Source organism: Pseudomonas marginalis (assembly GCF_900105325.1).
In the GTDB taxonomy this organism is placed as follows: Bacteria; Pseudomonadota; Gammaproteobacteria; order Pseudomonadales; family Pseudomonadaceae; genus Aquipseudomonas; species Aquipseudomonas marginalis.
Window position 1 is genome coordinate 402,001 of sequence record NZ_FNSU01000001.1, and the last position, 19,561, is coordinate 421,561.

The 19,561-nt window shown below is 61.5% G+C and carries 17 protein-coding genes and 1 other RNA gene; all 18 read left to right on the forward strand.

Annotated elements, in window-relative coordinates:
• Nucleotides 1-5: 5 nt before the first annotated feature.
• The 18 genes from rsmI (at nt 6) to lpxC (ending at nt 19,497) form a co-directional block, all read left to right on the forward strand.
• On the forward strand, nt 6-878 hold the full coding sequence (rsmI, locus tag BLW22_RS02025; RefSeq protein ID WP_027604767.1) for a 16S rRNA (cytidine(1402)-2'-O)-methyltransferase: 873 nt from the start codon (nt 6-8) through the stop codon (nt 876-878).
• 96 nt (nt 879-974) lie between these two features.
• Nucleotides 975-1,328, forward strand: an RNA gene (gene rnpB, locus BLW22_RS02030) — RNase P RNA component class A.
• Between the two features lie 354 nt (nt 1,329-1,682).
• Nucleotides 1,683-2,138, forward strand: a complete 456-nt coding sequence (gene mraZ / locus BLW22_RS02035) for a division/cell wall cluster transcriptional repressor MraZ (RefSeq protein ID WP_003171868.1) — start codon at nt 1,683-1,685, stop codon at nt 2,136-2,138.
• Nucleotides 2,135-3,082 (forward strand): 16S rRNA (cytosine(1402)-N(4))-methyltransferase RsmH, encoded by a 948-nt coding sequence (rsmH, locus tag BLW22_RS02040; RefSeq protein WP_010213048.1) that lies wholly within the window; start codon nt 2,135-2,137, stop codon nt 3,080-3,082. Before mraZ ends, rsmH begins: the two co-directional genes overlap by 4 nt.
• Complete coding sequence (gene ftsL, locus BLW22_RS02045) at nt 3,079-3,372, forward strand: cell division protein FtsL (protein ID WP_003216203.1); 294 nt, start codon at nt 3,079-3,081, stop codon at nt 3,370-3,372. The genes rsmH and ftsL overlap by 4 nt, the downstream gene beginning before the upstream one ends.
• Entirely contained in the window at nt 3,372-5,114 is a 1,743-nt protein-coding gene (locus BLW22_RS02050; RefSeq protein WP_162844256.1) for a peptidoglycan D,D-transpeptidase FtsI family protein, read from the forward strand. Before ftsL ends, BLW22_RS02050 begins: the two co-directional genes overlap by 1 nt.
• Nucleotides 5,114-6,577 carry a UDP-N-acetylmuramoyl-L-alanyl-D-glutamate--2,6-diaminopimelate ligase gene (locus tag BLW22_RS02055; RefSeq protein WP_065924259.1) on the forward strand — a complete coding sequence of 488 codons (1,464 nt, stop codon included), beginning with the start codon at nt 5,114-5,116 and terminating at the stop codon, nt 6,575-6,577. The genes BLW22_RS02050 and BLW22_RS02055 overlap by 1 nt, the downstream gene beginning before the upstream one ends.
• Nucleotides 6,570-7,940, forward strand: a complete 1,371-nt coding sequence (locus BLW22_RS02060) for a UDP-N-acetylmuramoyl-tripeptide--D-alanyl-D-alanine ligase (RefSeq protein WP_065924258.1) — start codon at nt 6,570-6,572, stop codon at nt 7,938-7,940. The genes BLW22_RS02055 and BLW22_RS02060 overlap by 8 nt, the downstream gene beginning before the upstream one ends.
• Nucleotides 7,940-9,022, forward strand: coding sequence for a phospho-N-acetylmuramoyl-pentapeptide-transferase (mraY, locus tag BLW22_RS02065; protein WP_003171875.1), 1,083 nt, complete (start codon nt 7,940-7,942; stop codon nt 9,020-9,022). The genes BLW22_RS02060 and mraY overlap by 1 nt, the downstream gene beginning before the upstream one ends.
• 6 nt (nt 9,023-9,028) lie before the next feature.
• Nucleotides 9,029-10,375 (forward strand): UDP-N-acetylmuramoyl-L-alanine--D-glutamate ligase, encoded by a 1,347-nt coding sequence (gene murD, locus BLW22_RS02070; protein ID WP_065924257.1) that lies wholly within the window; start codon nt 9,029-9,031, stop codon nt 10,373-10,375.
• A complete protein-coding gene (ftsW, locus tag BLW22_RS02075) occupies nt 10,372-11,595 on the forward strand; it encodes a putative lipid II flippase FtsW (RefSeq protein ID WP_065924256.1) in 1,224 nt (407 codons plus the stop codon). Before murD ends, ftsW begins: the two co-directional genes overlap by 4 nt.
• Nucleotides 11,585-12,655 (forward strand): undecaprenyldiphospho-muramoylpentapeptide beta-N-acetylglucosaminyltransferase, encoded by a 1,071-nt coding sequence (gene murG, locus BLW22_RS02080; RefSeq protein WP_065949002.1) that lies wholly within the window; start codon nt 11,585-11,587, stop codon nt 12,653-12,655. Before ftsW ends, murG begins: the two co-directional genes overlap by 11 nt.
• Nucleotides 12,648-14,096, forward strand: a complete 1,449-nt coding sequence (gene murC / locus BLW22_RS02085; protein ID WP_074843928.1) for a UDP-N-acetylmuramate--L-alanine ligase — start codon at nt 12,648-12,650, stop codon at nt 14,094-14,096. Before murG ends, murC begins: the two co-directional genes overlap by 8 nt.
• Complete coding sequence (locus tag BLW22_RS02090; protein ID WP_065949001.1) at nt 14,093-15,049, forward strand: D-alanine--D-alanine ligase; 957 nt, start codon at nt 14,093-14,095, stop codon at nt 15,047-15,049. Before murC ends, BLW22_RS02090 begins: the two co-directional genes overlap by 4 nt.
• Nucleotides 15,050-15,053: 4 nt before the next feature.
• Nucleotides 15,054-15,923: a cell division protein FtsQ/DivIB gene (locus BLW22_RS02095; protein WP_027604758.1), complete on the forward strand. Its 870-nt coding sequence runs from the start codon at nt 15,054-15,056 to the stop codon at nt 15,921-15,923.
• Nucleotides 15,924-15,938: 15 nt separating this feature from the next.
• A complete protein-coding gene (gene ftsA / locus BLW22_RS02100; RefSeq protein ID WP_027604757.1) occupies nt 15,939-17,201 on the forward strand; it encodes a cell division protein FtsA in 1,263 nt (420 codons plus the stop codon).
• 66 nt (nt 17,202-17,267) lie between these two features.
• Nucleotides 17,268-18,473: a cell division protein FtsZ gene (gene ftsZ / locus BLW22_RS02105; protein ID WP_017526184.1), complete on the forward strand. Its 1,206-nt coding sequence runs from the start codon at nt 17,268-17,270 to the stop codon at nt 18,471-18,473.
• Nucleotides 18,474-18,585: 112 nt separating this feature from the next.
• Entirely contained in the window at nt 18,586-19,497 is a 912-nt protein-coding gene (gene lpxC / locus BLW22_RS02110) for a UDP-3-O-acyl-N-acetylglucosamine deacetylase (protein WP_003171886.1), read from the forward strand.
• Nucleotides 19,498-19,561: the final 64 nt, after the last annotated feature.

Below are 19,561 nucleotides of genomic sequence, written 5' to 3' on the forward strand. Positions count from 1 at the left end.
GCGCTTTGACTGCTCCAGGTCCTTTGAATTCCACGGCAGGCTCGCTTTTTGTCGTGGCGACGCCCATTGGCAATCTGGACGACATCAGTGCCCGGGCGCTGAAAGTGTTGCGCGAGGTTAAATTGATTGCGGCGGAAGACACTCGACACTCCCAGCGTTTGATGCAGCATTTTGGTATCAGCACGCCATTGGCGGCTTGTCACGAGCATAACGAGCGCGAAGAAGGCAGTCGCTTTATCGTGCGGTTGTTGGCGGGCGACGATGTGGCGCTGATCTCGGACGCGGGTACGCCGCTGATCTCCGACCCTGGGTACCATCTGGTCCGCCAGGCGCGTGCCGCAGGTATCAATGTAGTGCCTGTTCCTGGAGCGTGCGCGCTGATCGCTGCATTGTCGGCGGCAGGCCTGCCGTCGGACCGTTTTATTTTCGAAGGTTTCCTGCCGGCCAAGGCCGTGGGGCGTCGTGCGCGTCTACAGGCATTGAAAGAGGAGCCGCGCACGCTGATCTTCTACGAAGCGCCTCATCGTATTCTTGAATGCCTGCAGGATATGGAGCTGGTGTTCGGCGGCGAGCGCCTGGCCCTGCTGGCCCGTGAGCTGACCAAAACCTTCGAAACCCTCAAGGGCCTGCCGCTGGAAGCGCTGCGCGCGTTCGTCGAGGGCGACAGTAATCAGCAGCGCGGCGAGTGTGTGGTGTTGGTGGCGGGCTGGACCGCGCCGGAAAATGAAGAGGCCGTCGGCAGCGAGGCCATGCGTATCCTCGACCTGCTGCTCAAGGAGATGCCCCTCAAGCGCGCTGCGGCGTTGGCGGCGGAAATCACCGGGGTACGCAAGAATGTGTTGTATCAAGTCGCGCTGGATAAACAGAAAGCCGAATAGTTCCGGGGGTAAACCGGTATTCCGTCCGAACGTGATGGCAATGCTGCACTTTTAATACTTGTCCTGAGGCCGTCGTGCCGTTAACCTGCGCGGCGGAGAGTCGATTGGACAGTCGCTGCCCTCTATGAAAATTAGGGGGGGGAGGAAAGTCCGGGCTCCATAGGGCGAAGTGCCAGGTAATGCCTGGGAGGCGTGAGCCTACGGAAAGTGCCACAGAAAATAACCGCCTAAGTACTTCGGTGCCGGTAAGGGTGAAAAGGTGCGGTAAGAGCGCACCGCACGACTGGCAACAGTTCGTGGCTAGGTAAACCCCACTTGGAGCAAGACCAAATAGGGTCCCAAGGCGTGGCCCGCGCTGGGACCGGGTAGGTTGCTAAAGATGTCCAGTGATGGCCATCGTAGACGAATGACTGTTCAAGACAGAACCCGGCTTACAGATCGACTCTCCACCTTTTTCCTTCTGTCCGAATCTCGGGCAGAAAACCGGTAGTAACGCAAGAATCCCTCCCTGCCAAATCATTGGCAGATGCATCTTCGTAATACCAAAAAAATCTTACTCTTAATAAATCACTTTAACTTTGATCTGTAGCTCTTTGAGCTATTTGTGCTTGTCGAGCCAAAAACACCGCCGAACTCTGATTTCTCCTCCTTTTACGCTCCTAAATCTCCGATCTGTAAGGCTTTTCCTTGAATCCGCGCCTTGACGGTGTGGTGGGCGCATTCCTATAGTGTGCGCAAGTGGCGGAAAGTGGCACAAAGTGGGTTTTTTGAACGTAAAACGCTAAAATTTGGAGAAACGCATCTGTGTTTCGCGGAGCTAACGCTATCAGTCTCGATGCAAAAGGCCGTCTCGCCATGCCGAGCCGGTATCGTGACGAGCTGATTTCGCGAAGTTCCGGACAGTTGATCATCACAATCGATGCCGTTGACCCTTGTTTATGTGTTTACCCCCTCGATGAGTGGGAGTTGATTGAGACCAAGTTGCGTGCCTTGCCTTCATTGCGTGAAGAAAACCGCCGTCTGCAGCGTTTGCTGATTGGTAATGCCGTCGACCTCGAGCTCGATGGCAGTGGTCGTTTCCTGGTGCCCCCGCGTTTGCGCGAGTACGCCAAGCTGGATAAGCGCGCAATGCTGGTCGGCCAACTGAACAAGTTCCAATTGTGGGACGAAGATGCCTGGGATGCTGTTTCTGCAGCTGACCTGGCTGCTATTCAACAACCGGGCGCCATGCCTGATGAACTGCGTGATTTGATCCTGTGACTATTGATAGCGGCTTTAACCACATCACCGTACTGCTTGACGAAGCCGTTGAGGCTCTCGCCGTACGCGCGGATGGCTGCTATCTGGACGGTACCTTTGGCAGGGGCGGGCATAGCCGGTTGATCCTCAGCCAGCTCGGGCCCGACGGCAAGCTCCTCGGGTTCGACAAAGACCCCCAAGCGATTGCCACCGGGCAAGCGCTAGCGGCCGAAGACGGCCGCTTTGTCGTTGTGCAGCGCAGCTTTGCCGAGCTCGGTGCCGAAGTCGCCGAGCGCGGCATGGCGGGCAAGGTGGCCGGGGTTTTGCTCGACCTGGGCGTGTCTTCGCCGCAGCTCGATGACCCGGAGCGCGGCTTCAGCTTCATGAACGACGGCCCCCTCGACATGCGCATGGACCCTACCCGTGGTGTCAGTGCCGCGCAGTTCATTGCCACTGCGCCGGTGGAAGAAATCGCCCGTGTGTTCAAGGAATACGGTGAAGAGCGCTTCGCCGGCCGCATGGCCCGTGCCGTGGTGGAGCGTCGCGAAATCCAGCCGTTCGAGCGCACCGCCGACCTGGCCGAAGTGCTGAAAGTCGCCAACCCCGCGTGGGAAAAGGGCAAGAACCCGGCGACCCGCGCGTTCCAGGGCCTGCGTATTCACGTCAACAACGAATTGGGCGACCTGGAGGCTGGCCTCGAGGCTGCCCTCGAGGCGCTGGAAGTAGGCGGTCGCCTGGTGGTGATCAGTTTCCACTCCCTGGAAGACCGCATCGTCAAGCTGTTCATGCGCCGCCTGGTCAAGGGCGAGTCCGACAACCTGCCGCGCAACCTGCCGGTACGTTTCGAAGCCTTTGTGCCGAAAATCAAAATCCATGGCAAAGCGCAGTTCGCTTCCGAAGCCGAACTCAAGGCCAACCCACGTTCCCGTAGCGCCGTCATGCGCGTCGCGGAGAAGCTGCGGTGAGCAAGCTTTTCGCCAAGCCCCTCCCGGGCGGCAGCTTCTTTATGTTGCTGCTGTTTGTCGGCGTGCTGGTGTCCGCAATTGCGGTGTCCTACAGCGCCCATTACAACCGCCAACTGCTCAATACCCTCTATGGGGAATTGAGCGTGCGTGACAAGGCGCAGGCGGAGTGGGGGCGGTTGATCCTCGAGCAAAGCACCTGGACGGCCCATAGCCGTATCGAAGTGCTGGCCACCGAACAGCTGAAAATGCACATCCCGGGCGCGGCCGAAGTGCGCATGGTGGCGCCATGATGAAGCTTGAAGGCGCACTCTACCCATGGCGCTTCCGCCTGATGCTCGGCTTGCTGGCATTGATGGTGGGTGCGATTGCCTGGCGGATCATCGACCTGCAAGTGGTCGACCGTGACTTCCTGATCGGCCAGGGCGATGCCCGTAGCCTGCGTCATATCCAGATCCCTGCGCACCGTGGCCTGATCACTGACCGTAACGGCGAGCCGTTGGCGGTGAGTACGCCGGTGACCACCCTGTGGGCCAACGCCAAGGAATTGCAGGTTGCCAAGGACAAGTGGCCGCAACTGGCTGCCGCCCTGGGCCAGGATCCGAAAGCCTTGGCTGAGCGCCTCGAGGCCCAGGCAAATAAAGAATTTATCTACCTCGTTCGCGGCCTTACCCCCGAACAAGGCCAGCAGGTGCTCGACCTTAAAGTCCCTGGTGTCTACGGCATCGAGGAGTTCCGTCGTTTCTACCCTGCCGGTGAAACCACTGCCCATATGGTCGGCTTTACCGACATTGATGATCATGGTCGTGAAGGTGTGGAACTCGCCTACGATGAATGGCTGGCCGGGGTACCGGGAAAACGACAGGTCATCAAGGATCGGCGCGGCAGGTTGATCAAGGATGTCCAAGTCACTAAAAACGCCAAGGCCGGAAAGCCCTTGGCGTTGTCGATTGACCTGCGCCTGCAATATTTGGCCAACCGTGAGCTGCGTAACGCGATCATCGAGAACGGTGCCAAGGCCGGCAGCCTGGTGATCATGGACGTGAAGACCGGCGAGATCCTCGCCATGGTCAACCAACCGACCTACAACCCGAACAACCGACGCAACCTGCAACCGGCGATGATGCGTAACCGCGCGATGATCGACGTGTTCGAGCCGGGCTCGACCATGAAAGCCATCTCCATGAGTGCCGCCCTGGAAACCGGACGCTGGAAACCCAGCGACAAGGTCGAGGTGTATCCGGGTACGTTGCAACTGGGCAAATACACCATTCGTGACGTGTCCCGTACTGAAGGCCCGGTGCTGGATTTGACAGGTATCCTGATCAACTCCAGTAACGTGGGCATGAGTAAGGTCGCCTTCGATATCGGTGGTGAAACCATCTACCACCTGGCGCAGAAGATCGGCCTGGGGCAACCCACCGGCCTGGATTTCCCGGGTGAGCGCGTCGGCAACCTGCCCAACTACCGCGACTGGAAAAAAGCCGAGACCGCCACGCTTTCCTACGGCTACGGCCTGTCGGTGACCGCCATCCAGCTGGCCCATGCCTTCTCCGTGCTGGCCAATAACGGACGCATGGTGCCGTTGAGCCTGATCCACGTCGATGAAGCGCCGAAAGCCACCCAGGTGATCCCGGAAAACGTCGCCAAGACCATGCAGGGCATGCTGCAACAAGTGATCGAAGCACCGCGCGGCGTATTCCGTGCCCAGGTGCCGGCGTATCACGTGGCGGGCAAGTCCGGTACCGCGCGTAAGACGTCGGTGGGCACCAAGGGCTACGCCGAAAACTCCTACCGCTCGCTGTTCGCCGGCTTCGGCCCGATGAGCGATCCGCGCTACGCCATCGTCGTTGTGATCGATGAGCCGAGCAAGGCCGGTTACTTCGGTGGCCTGGTATCGGCACCGGTGTTCAGCAAAGTAATGTCCGGCACCCTGCGCCTGATGAACATCACCCCGGATAACCTGCCGCCGACCCAACAAGCGAATGCCGGACCACCGGCCGCTGCAGTAAAAGCCAATGGAGGGCGCGGCTGATGTCTCTTAGCCTGAACAAGATTTTTGCCCACGCCGGCCGCGATCTGCTGATTCGCGAGTTGACCCTGGACAGCCGTAACGTGCGCGCTGGCGACCTGTTCCTGGCGGTGCCGGGCGGCAAGTACGATGGCCGTGCGCACATCGCCGACGCGCTGCAGCGCGGCGCGGCTGCCGTGGCCTATGAAGTCGAAGGCGCCACGGTGCTGCCGATCACCGACGTGCCGCTGATCCCGGTCAAGGGACTGGCCAAGCAACTGTCCGATATTGCCGGGCGTTTTTACGGCGATCCGAGCCGCCACCTCAATCTGGTGGGCGTCACGGGTACCAACGGCAAGACCAGCGTGACCCAATTGGTCGCCCAGGCCCTTGACCTGCTGGGCCAGCACTGCGGCATTGTCGGCACCCTGGGTACCGGTTTTTATGGCGCGCTGCAAAGCGGCCTGCACACCACGCCGAACCCCATCGCCGTGCAAGCGACCCTGGCCGACCTGAAAAAGGCCGGTGCCAAGGCGATTGCCATGGAAGTGTCGTCCCACGGTCTGGACCAGGGCCGCGTTACCGCCCTGGCCTTTGATGTGGCAGTGATGACCAACCTGTCCCGCGATCACCTGGATTATCACGGCACCATGGAGGCGTACGCCGCCGCCAAGGCCAAGCTGTTTGCCTGGAATGACCTCAAGTGCCGGGTGATCAACCTGGACGACGCTTTTGGTCGCCAACTGGCGGCCCAAGACAGCGAAGCGCGCCTGATCACCTACAGCCTGGAAGACGCCGGCGCGTACCTGTATTGCCGCGAAGCCCAATTCAATGACGAAGGCGTGCGCGCCACGCTGGTCACGCCTCAGGGCGAGCACCACTTGCGCAGCACCCTGCTCGGGCGTTTCAACCTGAGTAATGTACTTGCCGCCATCGGCGCGCTGCTCGGCCTGGATTACGCACTGGACGAGATTCTCAAGGTGCTGCCGAAGCTCGAGGGCCCGGCCGGTCGCATGCAGCGCCTGGGTGGCGGTACGCAGCCGCTGGTGGTGGTTGACTACGCCCATACCCCGGATGCGCTTGAAAAAGTCCTCGAAGCCTTGCGCCCTCACGCCAAGGGCAAGTTGCTCTGCCTGTTCGGCTGTGGCGGTGATCGTGATCGCGGCAAGCGGCCGTTGATGGCCGAGATCGTCGAACGCCTGGCCGATGGTGTGCTCGTCACCGACGACAACCCGCGCAGCGAAGACCCGAGCCGGATTTTCGATGACATTCGCACCGGCTTCAAAGACGCATCCAAGGCCACCTTCGTCGCCGGTCGCGGCGCGGCAATCGCCCAGTTGATCGCCAGCGCCAGCGCTGACGACGTGGTTGTGCTGGCTGGTAAGGGGCACGAGGATTACCAGGAAATCAACGGCGAGCGTCATGCCTTCTCCGATCTGGTCGAGGCCGATCATGCCTTGACCGCCTGGGAGGTCGCCCATGCTTAAGGCGATGACGTTCAGCGAACTGACCCAGGCCTTGTCGGCACGCGTACTGTCGAGCGATTGCAGCTTCAGGGGTGTGAGCATCGACAGCCGTGCGATCCAGCCGGGGCAACTGTTTGTCGCCCTGGCCGGTCCGCGTTTCGACGGTCACGACTACCTGAACGAAGTCGCCGCCAAAGGCGCCGCAGGTGCCTTGGTGCAGCGCGAAGTGGCTGATTCCACCTTGCCGCAACTGCTGGTCGCCGACACCCGCCTGGCCCTCGGCCAATTGGGGGCGCTGAACCGTGCCGCTTTCGATAAGCCCGTTGCCGCCATCACCGGCTCCAGCGGCAAGACCACGGTCAAGGAACTGCTCGCCGGTATCCTGCGTACGCGCGGCCCCGTGCTGGCCACCCGTGGCAACCTGAACAATGATTTCGGCGCTCCGCTGACCCTGCTCGAACTCGCCCCGGAACACACCGCGGCGGTGATCGAACTGGGTGCATCGCGCATCGGCGAAATCGCCTACACCGTGGCGCTGACCAAGCCCCACGTCGCCATTATCAATAACGCCGGTACGGCCCACGTCGGCGAGTTCGGTGGCCCGGAAAAAATCGTCGAGGCCAAGGGTGAAATCCTTGAGGGCCTTGATGCATCGGGCACCGCAGTCTTGAACCTGGACGACAAGGCCTTCGAGACCTGGCGTCTACGCGCCGCCGGTCGCAAGGTCCTGACGTTTGCCGTGCTTAACGCCGCAGCTGATTTCCATGCCTCCGACATCACCGTCGATGCCCGTGGCTGCCCGTCCTTCACGTTGCATACCCCGCAAGGTAGCGAGCACGTGCAACTGAATTTGCTCGGCAACCATAACGTCGCCAATGCCCTGGCTGCTGCGGCTGCGGCTGGCGCCTTGGGCGTGTCGCTGTTCGGTATCGCCACGGGCCTGGGCGCGGTGCAGCCGGTCAAGGGCCGTACCGTGGCGCAGTTGGCGACAAACGGCATGCGCGTGATTGATGACACCTACAATGCCAACCAGTCCTCGGTGTGCGCTGCCATTGATCTGCTCAAAGGCTTTGACGGTCGCAAGGTGCTGGTGCTGGGCGATATCGCCGAACTGGGCGACTGGGCCGAACAGTCCCATCGTGAAGTCGGCGCCTACGCCATCGGCAAGGCCGACGCGCTCTATGCGGTCGGCCCGAACATGGCCCATGCCGTGGCTGCCTTCGGCCCCGGTGCGCGCCATTTCGCCACCCAGGCCGAGTTGATCCAGGCACTGGGCGTGGCAGAACAAGACAAACACACAACCATTTTGATCAAGGGATCGCGCAGCGCGGTGATGGAAAACGTCGTCGCGGCCTTGTGTGGCTCAAGTACGGAGAAACATTAATGCTGCTGCTGCTGGCTGAGTATCTGCAACAGTTCCACAAAGGCTTCGCGGTCTTTCAGTACCTGACCCTGCGCGGGATTCTGGGTGTGCTGACCGCGCTGTCTTTGTCGCTGTTTTTAGGGCCGTGGATGATCCGCACCCTGCAGAACCTGCAAATTGGTCAATCGGTTCGTAATGACGGCCCGCAGTCGCACCTGTCCAAGTCCGGCACCCCGACCATGGGCGGTGCGCTGATCCTGTCGTCCATCGGTATCAGCACCTTGCTGTGGGCCGACCTGCACAACCGCTACGTATGGGTGGTGCTGCTGGTGACCTTGCTGTTCGGCGCCATCGGCTGGGTCGATGACTACCGCAAGGTGATCGAGAAAAACTCCAAGGGGCTGCCAAGCCGCTGGAAGTATTTCTGGCAGTCGGTGTTCGGCCTTGCCGCCGCGATCTTCCTCTACACCACGGCGCCAAGCGCAGTGGAAACCACCTTGATCATCCCGATGCTCAAGGACGCCAGCATCCCGTTGGGCATCGGCTTCGTGGTGCTGACCTACTTCGTGATCGTCGGCTCCAGCAACGCGGTGAACCTGACCGACGGCCTCGACGGCCTGGCGATCATGCCGACGGTGATGGTAGGCGGCGCGCTGGGTATCTTCTGCTACCTGTCGGGTAACGTGAAATTCGCTGAATACCTGCTGATCCCCTACGTACCGGGCGCGGGTGAGCTGATCGTGTTCTGCGGCGCCTTGATCGGTGCCGGCCTGGGGTTCCTGTGGTTCAACACCTACCCCGCACAAGTCTTCATGGGCGACGTCGGCGCACTGGCGCTGGGCGCGGCCCTGGGCACCATCGCGGTGATCGTTCGCCAGGAAATCGTGTTGTTCATCATGGGCGGCGTGTTCGTGATGGAAACCCTGTCGGTGGTCATCCAGGTGGCGTCCTTCAAGTTGACCGGGCGCCGCGTGTTCCGCATGGCGCCGATTCACCACCACTTTGAACTCAAGGGCTGGCCTGAGCCGCGTGTGATTGTCCGTTTCTGGATCATCACCGTGATTCTGGTCCTGGTCGGCCTTGCCACCCTGAAACTGAGGTAGAAACGAGTGTCCCTGATCGCTTCAGACCACTTCCGCATCGTTGTCGGCCTCGGCAAGAGCGGCATGTCCCTGGTTCGCTTCCTGGCGAACCGGGGCACGTCGTTTGCCGTGGCCGATACGCGGGAAAATCCACCGGAGCTGGTCACGCTGCGCCGTGACTACCCGCACGTGGAAGTGCGTTGTGGCGAGCTGGATGTTGAGTTTCTGTGCCGCGCCGATGAGCTCTACGTGAGCCCCGGCCTGGCCCTGGCGACACCGGCCCTGCAAGCCGCAGCGGCCCGTGGCGTGAAGCTGTCCGGCGACATCGACCTGTTTGCACGCAATGCGAAGGCGCCGATCGTGGCCATCAGCGGTTCCAACGCGAAAAGCACCGTGACCACCCTGGTCGGCGAGATGGCGATGGCGGCCGGCAAGCGCGTGGCCGTGGGCGGTAACCTCGGCACGCCGGCGCTGGACCTGCTCAGCGACGACGTCGAGCTGTACGTGATGGAACTGTCGAGCTTCCAGCTGGAAACCACCCACGACCTGGGTGCTGAAGTGGCCACCGTGTTGAACGTCAGCGAAGACCACATGGACCGTTACAGCGGCCTGCCGGCGTACCACCTGGCCAAGCACCGGATCTTCCGCGGCGCCAAGCAATTTGTGGTCAATCGCCAGGATGCGCTGAGCCGTCCGCTGATGGGCGAGGGCATGCCGTGCTGGACCTTCGGCCTGGGCAAACCCGACTTCAAGGCCTTCGGCATTCGTGAAGAGAACGGCGAGAAGTACCTGGCCTTCGAATTCCAGAACCTGATGCCGGTGCGCGAGCTGAAAATCCGTGGCGCCCATAACCAATCCAACGCCTTGGCCGCATTGGCGTTGGGGCACGCCGTGGGCTTGCCGTTCGACGCCATGCTGTCGAGCCTGCGCACCTTCGGCGGCCTTGAGCATCGCTGTCAGTGGGTTCGCGACCTGGACGGCGTCAGCTATTACAACGACTCCAAGGCCACCAACGTGGGGGCCGCATTGGCCGCCATCGAAGGCCTGGGCGCCGATATCGAAGGCAAACTGGTGCTGATCGCCGGTGGCGACGGCAAGGGTGCCGATTTCAAGGACCTCAAGGCACCGGTGGCTGCCCATTGCCGCGCCGTGGTGTTGATGGGCCGCGACGCCGATTTGATCGCTGCCGCGCTGGGCGATGCCGTGCCACAGGTGCGCGCCACCTCCCTGGACGACGCCATTACCCAATGCAAAGCCCTGGCCCAGCCAGGCGATGCGGTGCTGCTGTCGCCGGCGTGCGCCAGTTTCGACATGTTCAAGAACTACGAGGAGCGCGGCCAGTTGTTCGCCCGCACCGTGGAGGGCTTGGCATGAGCATTGACTTCAGAAACATCATCAAGCCGTACCCGTCGCCGATCATTACCGGGCGCGGCATCGACCTTGATTTCCCGATGCTCGCCGGTTGCCTCGCGCTGCTGGGCCTGGGCCTGGTGATGATCACCTCGGCTTCTTCCGAAGTGGCCGCCGTGCAATCGGGCAATACCCTGTACATGATGATCCGTCACCTGGTCTACCTGATCATCGGCCTGGGCGCGTGCATCGTCACCATGATGATTCCCATCGCTACCTGGCAGCGCCTGGGCTGGCTGATGCTGATCGGCGCGTTCGGCTTGCTGATCATGGTGATCCTGCCCGGCATTGGCCGCGAGGTGAACGGCTCGATGCGCTGGATTGGCTTCGGTGCGTTCAACGTGCAGCCGTCGGAAATCGCCAAGGTGTTCGTGGTGATCTACCTGGCCGGTTACCTGGTGCGTCGCCAGAAGGAAGTGCGCGAAAGCTGGATGGGCTTCTTCAAGCCATTCATCGTGCTGCTGCCCATGGCCGGCCTGTTGCTGATGGAGCCTGACTTCGGCGCCACCGTGGTGATGATGGGCGCGGCGGCGGCGATGCTGTTCCTCGGCGGCGTGGGCTTGTTCCGCTTCAGCTTGATGGTGGTGCTGGCAGTGGCTGCGGTGACCATCCTGGTACAGGCGCAACCGTACCGGATGGCGCGTCTGATCACCTTTACCGACCCCTGGTCCGACCAGTTCGGTTCCGGCTACCAATTGACCCAGGCCTTGATCGCCTTCGGTCGCGGCGAATGGTTGGGCGTGGGCCTGGGCAACAGCGTGCAGAAGCAGTTCTACCTGCCGGAAGCGCACACCGACTTCGTGTTCTCCGTACTCGCCGAAGAACTCGGCGTGGTCGGCTCGCTGTGCACCGTCGCCCTGTTCGTGTTCGTGTGTGTACGCGGCATGTACATCGGCCTGTGGGCCGAGAAGGCCAAACAGTATTTCGCCGCCTATGTGGCCTACGGCTTGTCGTTCCTGTGGATCGGCCAGTTCCTGATCAACATCGGGGTGAACGTCGGCCTGCTGCCGACCAAGGGCCTGACCTTGCCGTTCCTCAGTTACGGCGGCAGTTCGTTGGTGATCTGCTGCGCCTGTCTTGGCTTGTTGCTGCGTATCGAGTGGGAGAGTCGAACCCACCTGGGCAGCGAAGAGATGGAGTTCAGCGAAAGCGACTTCGCCGAGGAGCCGACCCATGGGCGCTAACGTGCTGATCATGGCCGGCGGCACCGGGGGCCATGTGTTCCCGGCCCTGGCGTGCGCCCGGGAATTCCAGAACCGTGGCTACACCGTGCACTGGCTGGGTACACCGCGCGGCATCGAAAACGAGTTGGTGCCGAATGCGGGCTTGCCGTTGCACCTGATCAACGTCACGGGCCTGCGCGGCAAGGGCAAGTTGTCCCTGCTCAAGGCACCGTTCGTGTTGCTCAAGGCGGTGTGGCAGGCGCGCAAGGTCATCCGTGAATTGCAGCCGGTGTGTGTGCTCGGCTTCGGTGGTTATGTGACCGGCCCCGGTGGCGTCGCCGCCAGGCTTGCCGGCGTGCCGGTGATCGTGCACGAGCAGAACGCCGTGGCCGGTACCGCCAACCGTTTGCTGGTGCCGTTGGCTGCACGGGTGTGCGAGGCGTTCCCCAACACCTTCAGTGTGTCGGATAAGCGCCGTACCACCGGCAACCCGGTGCGCACCGAGCTGTTTATGGATATCGCCCGCGAAGCACTCGCAGGGCGCAAGGCGCACCTGCTGATCCTGGGCGGAAGCCTGGGGGCCGAGCCGCTGAATAAATTGCTGCCGGAAGCCGTGGCGCAACTCCCTGTGGAATTGCGCCCGGAGATCTTCCACCAGGCCGGCAAGAACCACGATGAAGTCACCGCCACGCGTTATCGCGACGCCGGTGTGGCGGCCAATGTGCAGCCCTTTATCAAAGACATGGCCCATGCCTATGGCTGGGCCGACCTGGTGGTCTGTCGCGCGGGTGCGTTGACCGTCAGTGAACTGGCTGCTGCCGGTCTGCCGTCCTTGCTGGTGCCCTTGCCCCACGCCATCGACGATCACCAGACCCGCAACGCCGAATATTTGGCCGGGGAGGGCGCTGCCTTCCTGCTGCCGCAAAGAACGACTGGCGCCGCCGATTTGGCCGCACGCCTGACCGAGGTTTTGATGCAACCGGAACGACTCAACAACATGGCGAGCACCGCAAGCCGCCTGGCCAAACCTGACGCAACCCGCACCGTGGTCGATATCTGCCTGGAGGTGGCCCATGGTTGAGAATCAGAAAGCCATGCCACAACCGGAAATGCGCCGCATCCGTCGCATCCACTTCGTCGGTATCGGCGGCGTGGGCATGTGCGGCATCGCCGAAGTGTTGCTGAACCTGGGCTACCAGGTGTCCGGCTCGGATTTGAAAGAGTCGCCGGTCACCGAGCGCCTGAAGTCGTTTGGCGCGCAGATCTTTATCGGTCACCGCGCCGAGAACGCTGCCGAGGCTGACGTGCTGGTGGTGTCCAGCGCCGTGAACACCTCCAACCCGGAAGTGGCCACTGCTCTTGAGCGCCGCATTCCCGTGGTGCCACGCGCCGAGATGCTCGCCGAGCTGATGCGCTATCGCCACGGCATCGCCGTCGCCGGTACCCATGGCAAGACCACCACCACCAGCCTGATCGCCTCGGTGTTCGCCGCCGGTGGCCTGGACCCGACCTTCGTCATCGGTGGCCGCCTGAATGCAGCCGGTACCAATGCCCAGCTTGGTACCAGCCGCTACCTGATCGCCGAAGCCGATGAAAGCGACGCCAGCTTCCTGCACCTGCAACCACTGGTCGCTGTGGTCACCAACATCGACGAAGATCACATGGCCACCTACGACGGTGACTTCAACAAGTTGAAGAAAACCTTCGTCGAGTTCCTGCACAACCTGCCGTTCTACGGTCTGGCCGTGCTCTGCCTGGACGACCCGGTGGTGCGTGAAATCCTGCCCCAGGTCAAGCGTCCGACCGTGACCTACGGCTTCAGCGAAGACGCCGACGTGCGCGCGATCAATGTGCGCCAGGAAGGCATGCAGACCTACTTCACCGTGCTGCGTCCCGACCGCGAGCCGCTGGATGTGTCGGTGAACATGCCGGGCAACCACAACGTATTGAATTCCCTGGCGACCATCTGTATCGCCTCCGACGAGGGCGTCAGCGATGAAGCCATCGTCGAGGGCCTGTCGCGCTTTGCCGGTGTCGGCCGACGCTTCCAGGTCTACGGCCAACTGTCGGTGGAAGGCGGTGACGTGATGCTGGTGGATGACTATGGTCACCACCCGACCGAAGTTGCCGCGGTGATCAAGGCCGTGCGCGGTGGCTGGCCGGAGCGTCGCCTGGTGATGGTCTACCAGCCGCACCGCTACAGCCGCACCCGCGATTTGTACGACGATTTCGTCAATGTGCTGGCCGATGCCAACGTGCTGCTGTTGATGGAGGTCTACCCGGCCGGTGAAGAACCGATCCCGGGCGCCGACAGCCGCAAGCTGTGCAACAGCATCCGCCAGCGCGGCCAGTTGGACCCTATCTACATCGAGCGCGGTGTGGACCTGGCACCGATCGTCAAGCCGCTGCTGCGTGCCGGCGATATCCTGCTGTGCCAGGGCGCCGGTGATATCGGCGGCCTTGCGCCTAAGTTGCTGGCGAGCCCGCTGTTTGCGGCCGCCAAGAAGGGGGCGTCGAAATGACCGCTGACTACGGCTCCCTGTTCTCCACCATCACGCCAGCCGACTTCGGCCGCGTGGCCGTGCTGTTCGGCGGCAAGAGCGCCGAGCGCGAAGTGTCGCTCAAGTCCGGCAACGCCGTGCTCGAAGCGCTGCAAAGTGCCGGCGTGAATGCGTTCGGGATCGACGTGGGCGATGACTTCCTCGCCCGCCTGCAGGCCGAGAAGATCGACCGTGCCTTCATCATCCTGCACGGCCGTGGCGGTGAAGACGGCAGCATGCAGGGCCTGTTGGAGTGTGCCGGTATCCCTTACACCGGCAGCGGCATCCTCGCTTCGGCACTGGCCATGGACAAGTTGCGCACCAAGCAGGTGTGGCACAGCCTGGGTATTCCCACCCCGCGTCACAGCGTTCTGTGCAGCGAAGACGATTGTATTTCTGCAGCCAAGGAACTGGGCCTGCCTTTGATCGTCAAACCTGCCCATGAAGGCTCCAGTATCGGCATGGCTAAAGTGAACTCGGCCGCCGAATTGATCGACGCATGGAAAGCGGCAAGTACCTACGATTCGCAAGTGTTGGTGGAACAGTGGATCCAGGGTCCCGAGTACACCATCGCCACCCTGCGTGGCCAGGTATTGCCGCCCATCGCATTGGGCACGCCCCACACCTTTTACGACTACGACGCCAAGTACCTGGCCTCCGATACCCAGTACCGGATCCCGTGCGGCCTTGACGCAACCAAAGAACAGGAATTGATGGACCTCACGGCGAAAGCCTGTGAGGCGTTGGGTATTGCCGGTTGGGCACGGGCAGACGTGATGCAGGATGACCAAGGGAATTTCTGGTTCCTGGAAGTCAACACCGCGCCGGGCATGACCGACCACAGCCTGGTACCGATGGCCGCTCGCGCAGCCGGCCTGGATTTCCAGCAATTGGTGCTGGCGATTCTGGCCGCCAGCATCGAGCCAAGAGGCTAAGGACATGAAAGGCGCATCGCTTCGTCATCAGCCCCCACAAGCACCGAGCCGCAAGCCGGTGCCACGGGGTGCCAGTCGAATGGTGGCTAAAGAGCCGATGTCGGCGCGCCTGCCGAAAGCCAACTTTGGTTTCCTCAAGGCGCTGTTCTGGCCGGTGATGCTGGTGGTGCTGGGCTTCGGCACTTACGAGGGCGCGCAGCGTCTATTGCCCTATGCCGACCGGCCGATCACCAAGATCAGCGTACAGGGCGATTTGAGCTACATCAGCCAGCAAGCGGTGCAGCAGCGTATCGGCCCGTTCCTGGCGGCGAGCTTCTTCACCATTGACCTGGCGGGTATGCGCCGGGAGCTGGAACAGATGCCGTGGATCGCCCACGCCGAAGTCCGCCGCGTATGGCCGGACCAGGTAACGATCCGCCTGGAAGAACAACTGCCCGTGGCCCGTTGGGGCGATGAGGCGCTGTTGAACAACCAGGGCCAGGCGTTCACCCCGCGTGAGCTGGCCAATTACGAGCACCTGCCGCAGCTGTTCGGGCCGCAGCGGGCGCAGCAGCAAGTGATGCAGCAGTACCAGGCCTTGAGCCAGATGCTGCGGCCAATGGGCTTCTCCATTGCACGCCTGGAACTGCGTGAACGGGGCAGCTGGTTTTTGACGACCGGGGCAGGCAGTTCCGGCCCGGGCATCCAGTTGTTGCTGGGACGCGATCGCTTGGTGGAAAAGATGCGCCGCTTCATCGCCATCTATGACAAGACCTTGAAAGAACAGATTACGAACATTGCGAGCGTCGACCTGCGTTACGCCAACGGCCTTGCCGTCGGCTGGCGTGAACCGGCTGCGCCCACGGCAGCGCAACCCGCTGTCGCGAAGAATTAAGAAGAGGCAGGACCCATGGCAAACGTGCAAAGCGGCAAAATGATCGTCGGTCTCGATATCGGCACCTCCAAGGTGGTGGCGCTGGTGGGCGAGGTCGGGGAAGACGGCACGATCGAAATCGTCGGTATTGGCACGCATCCTTCCCGTGGCCTGAAGAAGGGCGTGGTGGTCAACATCGAGTCCACCGTGCAATCGATCCAGCGCGCCATCGAAGAAGCGCAGCTGATGGCCGGTTGCCGGATTCACTCGGCGTTCGTCGGCGTGGCGGGCAACCATATCCGCAGCCTGAACTCCCACGGCATCGTGGCGATTCGCGACCGCGAAGTCAGCGCGGCCGACCTTGAGCGCGTCCTCGACGCCGCCCAGGCCGTGGCGATCCCGGCTGACCAGCGCGTGCTGCACACCCTGCCGCAGGACTACGTGATCGATAACCAGGAAGGCGTCCGCGAGCCCCTGGGCATGTCGGGCGTGCGTCTGGAAGCCAAGGTCCACGTGGTGACCTGTGCCGTCAACGCCGCGCAGAACATTGAAAAATGCGTGCGCCGCTGCGGCCTGGAAATCGACGACATCATTCTCGAGCAGCTTGCCTCCGCGTATTCGGTACTGACCGACGACGAAAAAGAGCTTGGCGTATGCCTGGTGGACATCGGCGGCGGCACCACCGACATCGCGATCTTCACCGAGGGTGCTATTCGTCACACCGCCGTGATCCCGATTGCCGGCGACCAGGTGACCAACGACATCGCCATGGCGCTGCGTACACCGACCCAGTACGCCGAAGAAATCAAGATCCGCTACGCCTGCGCCCTGGCCAAGCTGGCCGGTGCCGGTGAAACCATCAAGGTGCCAAGCGTGGGCGACCGTCCACCGCGTGAGTTGTCGCGCCAGGCCCTGGCTGAAGTGGTCGAGCCGCGCTACGACGAGCTGTTCACACTGATCCAGGCTGAACTGCGCCGCAGCGGCTACGAAGATTTGATCCCGGCCGGCATCGTGCTGACCGGTGGCACCTCGAAGATGGAAGGCGCGGTCGAACTGGCCGAGGAAATCTTCCACATGCCGGTCCGCCTGGGTGTTCCCCATGGCGTCAAAGGCCTGGGCGACGTGGTGCGCAACCCGATTTATTCCACCGGTGTGGGCTTGCTGTTGTACGGGCTGCAAAAGCAGACCGACGGCATTTCCCTGTCGGGCCCAAGCAACCGTGACAGCTACCGCAGCGACGACGAGGCCAAGGCGCCGTTGTTCGAGCGGTTGCAGGCTTGGGTTAAAGGCAATTTCTAAAGATTTACCGCAACACCGTTTCAAGTAGTAGGCGAAAAAACTAGAGAAAACGAAAGGAGAGGGAACATGTTCGAACTCGTAGACAACATCCCCGCCAGCCCGGTCATCAAAGTGATCGGTGTCGGCGGTGGCGGCGGCAACGCTGTCAACCATATGGTCAAGAGCAACATTGAAGGCGTTGAATTCATCTGCGCCAACACTGACGCCCAGGCGCTGAAAAGCATCGGCGCGCGGACCATCCTGCAATTGGGCACAGCCGTGACCAAGGGCCTCGGCGCCGGCGCCAATCCGGAAGTCGGCCGTCAAGCCGCCCTGGAAGACCGCGAGCGTATTGCCGAAGTGCTGCAGGGCACCAACATGGTGTTCATCACCACGGGCATGGGTGGCGGTACCGGTACCGGTGCAGCGCCGATCATTGCCGAAGTGGCCAAGGAAATGGGGATTCTGACGGTTGCGGTCGTGACCCGTCCGTTCCCGTTCGAAGGCCGCAAGCGCATGCAGATCGCCGACGAAGGTATCCGTCTGCTGTCTGAAAGCGTCGACTCGTTGATCACCATTCCCAACGAGAAGCTGCTGACCATCCTGGGCAAGGACGCGAGCCTGCTGTCCGCGTTCGCCAAGGCTGACGATGTACTGGCCGGTGCCGTTCGCGGTATCTCCGACATCATCAAGCGCCCGGGCATGATCAACGTCGACTTTGCCGACGTCCGTACTGTCATGAGCGAAATGGGCATGGCGATGATGGGCACTGGCTGCGCCAGCGGTCCGAACCGTGCACGCGAAGCCACTGAAGCGGCCATCCGCAACCCGTTGCTGGAAGACGTGAACCTGCAAGGCGCACGCGGCATCCTGGTGAATATCACCGCCGGTCCTGACCTGTCCCTGGGTGAGTACTCCGACGTGGGTAGCATCATCGAAGCCTTCGCTTCCGAGCACGCCATGGTCAAGGTCGGTACCGTTATCGACCCGGACATGCGCGACGAGCTGCACGTGACCGTGGTTGCCACCGGCCTGGGCGCGAAAATCGAGAAGCCTGTGAAGGTCATCGACAACACCCTGCATAACAGCCAGGCCAGCCACGCGAGCCAAGCGGCTGCCGCTCCAGCGCCTTCGCGCCAGGAACTGCCGTCGGTGAACTACCGTGACCTGGATCGTCCGACCGTGATGCGCAACCAGGCTCAGGCCGGTGCTGCGGCGTCCCGTAGCCCGAATCCGCAAGATGATCTGGACTACCTGGACATCCCGGCATTCCTGCGTCGTCAGGCCGATTAATGGAATGTATCAGGGCTATGAAGGTGATTGGTGTTCAGCAAAGGTCTGGTCTGCTATTATCGCCAGCCTTTGTTGATACCAGTTCGCAATTTGCGCTGAAGCGGTCCAAGCCATGATTAAACAACGCACCCTGAAGAATATTATTCGTGCCACAGGTGTAGGTCTGCACTCCGGGGAGAAGGTATACCTGACCCTCAAGCCTGCACCTGTCGACACCGGCATCGTGTTTGTGCGTGCCGACCTGGACCCTGTGGTGCAGATTCCTGCTCGCGCGGAAAATGTTGGCGAAACCACGATGTCGACCACGTTGGTCAACGGTGACGTCAAAGTGGACACGGTGGAGCACTTGCTCTCGGCCATGGCCGGTTTGGGCATCGATAACGCCTACGTCGAGCTCTCCGCGTCCGAAGTCCCGATCATGGATGGCAGCGCTGGACCCTTCGTATTCTTGATTCAATCTGCCGGCCTGGAAGAACAGGACGCAGCCAAGAAGTTCATACGCATTCTGCGGGAAGTGACAGTAGAAGACGGCGACAAGCGCGCCACCTTCGTCCCGTTCGAAGGCTTTAAAGTGAGCTTTGAGATCGATTTCGATCACCCGGTATTCCGTGACCGCACCCAGAGTGCAAGCGTGGATTTTTCCAGCACTTCGTTCGTAAAAGAAGTCAGCCGCGCCCGTACCTTTGGTTTCATGAGTGACATCGAGTACCTGCGCAAGCACAACCTCGCACTCGGCGGCAGCGTTGAAAACGCCATTGTGGTCGACGCGGATGGTGTACTGAACGAAGACGGCCTTCGCTATGAAGACGAATTCGTGAAGCACAAGATCCTCGATGCAATCGGTGACCTCTACCTGCTGGGCAATAGCCTGATAGGCGAGTTCAAAGGCTTCAAGTCGGGCCACGCCCTTAACAACCAGCTGCTGCGCAAGTTGATTGAGCAGACAGACGCTTGGGAAGTCGTGACCTTCGAAGATGCCAGCACCGCACCGATCTCTTACATGCGTCCCGTTGCGGCGGTGTAAGTAACAACTCTCTTTCTTTAGTTTTTAAAGGCTGCCTTCGGGTGGCCTTTTTTTATGTGCCTGT

What these genes read in the sequence shown, in the direction of transcription:
- ftsA (WP_027604757.1), top strand. Translation starts at nt 15,939, where the DNA reads ATGGCAAACGTGCAAAGCGGCAAAATGATCGTCGGTCTCGATATCGGC.
- murG (WP_065949002.1), top strand. Translation starts at nt 11,585, where the DNA reads ATGGGCGCTAACGTGCTGATCATGGCCGGCGGCACCGGGGGCCATGTG.
- ftsW (WP_065924256.1), top strand. Translation starts at nt 10,372, where the DNA reads ATGAGCATTGACTTCAGAAACATCATCAAGCCGTACCCGTCGCCGATC.
- mraY (WP_003171875.1), top strand. Translation starts at nt 7,940, where the DNA reads ATGCTGCTGCTGCTGGCTGAGTATCTGCAACAGTTCCACAAAGGCTTC.
- lpxC (WP_003171886.1), top strand. Translation starts at nt 18,586, where the DNA reads ATGATTAAACAACGCACCCTGAAGAATATTATTCGTGCCACAGGTGTA.
- BLW22_RS02060 (WP_065924258.1), top strand. Translation starts at nt 6,570, where the DNA reads ATGCTTAAGGCGATGACGTTCAGCGAACTGACCCAGGCCTTGTCGGCA.
- ftsZ (WP_017526184.1), top strand. Translation starts at nt 17,268, where the DNA reads ATGTTCGAACTCGTAGACAACATCCCCGCCAGCCCGGTCATCAAAGTG.
- murC (WP_074843928.1), top strand. Translation starts at nt 12,648, where the DNA reads ATGGTTGAGAATCAGAAAGCCATGCCACAACCGGAAATGCGCCGCATC.
- BLW22_RS02090 (WP_065949001.1), top strand. Translation starts at nt 14,093, where the DNA reads ATGACCGCTGACTACGGCTCCCTGTTCTCCACCATCACGCCAGCCGAC.
- BLW22_RS02095 (WP_027604758.1), top strand. Translation starts at nt 15,054, where the DNA reads ATGAAAGGCGCATCGCTTCGTCATCAGCCCCCACAAGCACCGAGCCGC.
- BLW22_RS02055 (WP_065924259.1), top strand. Translation starts at nt 5,114, where the DNA reads ATGTCTCTTAGCCTGAACAAGATTTTTGCCCACGCCGGCCGCGATCTG.
- BLW22_RS02050 (WP_162844256.1), top strand. Translation starts at nt 3,372, where the DNA reads ATGAAGCTTGAAGGCGCACTCTACCCATGGCGCTTCCGCCTGATGCTC.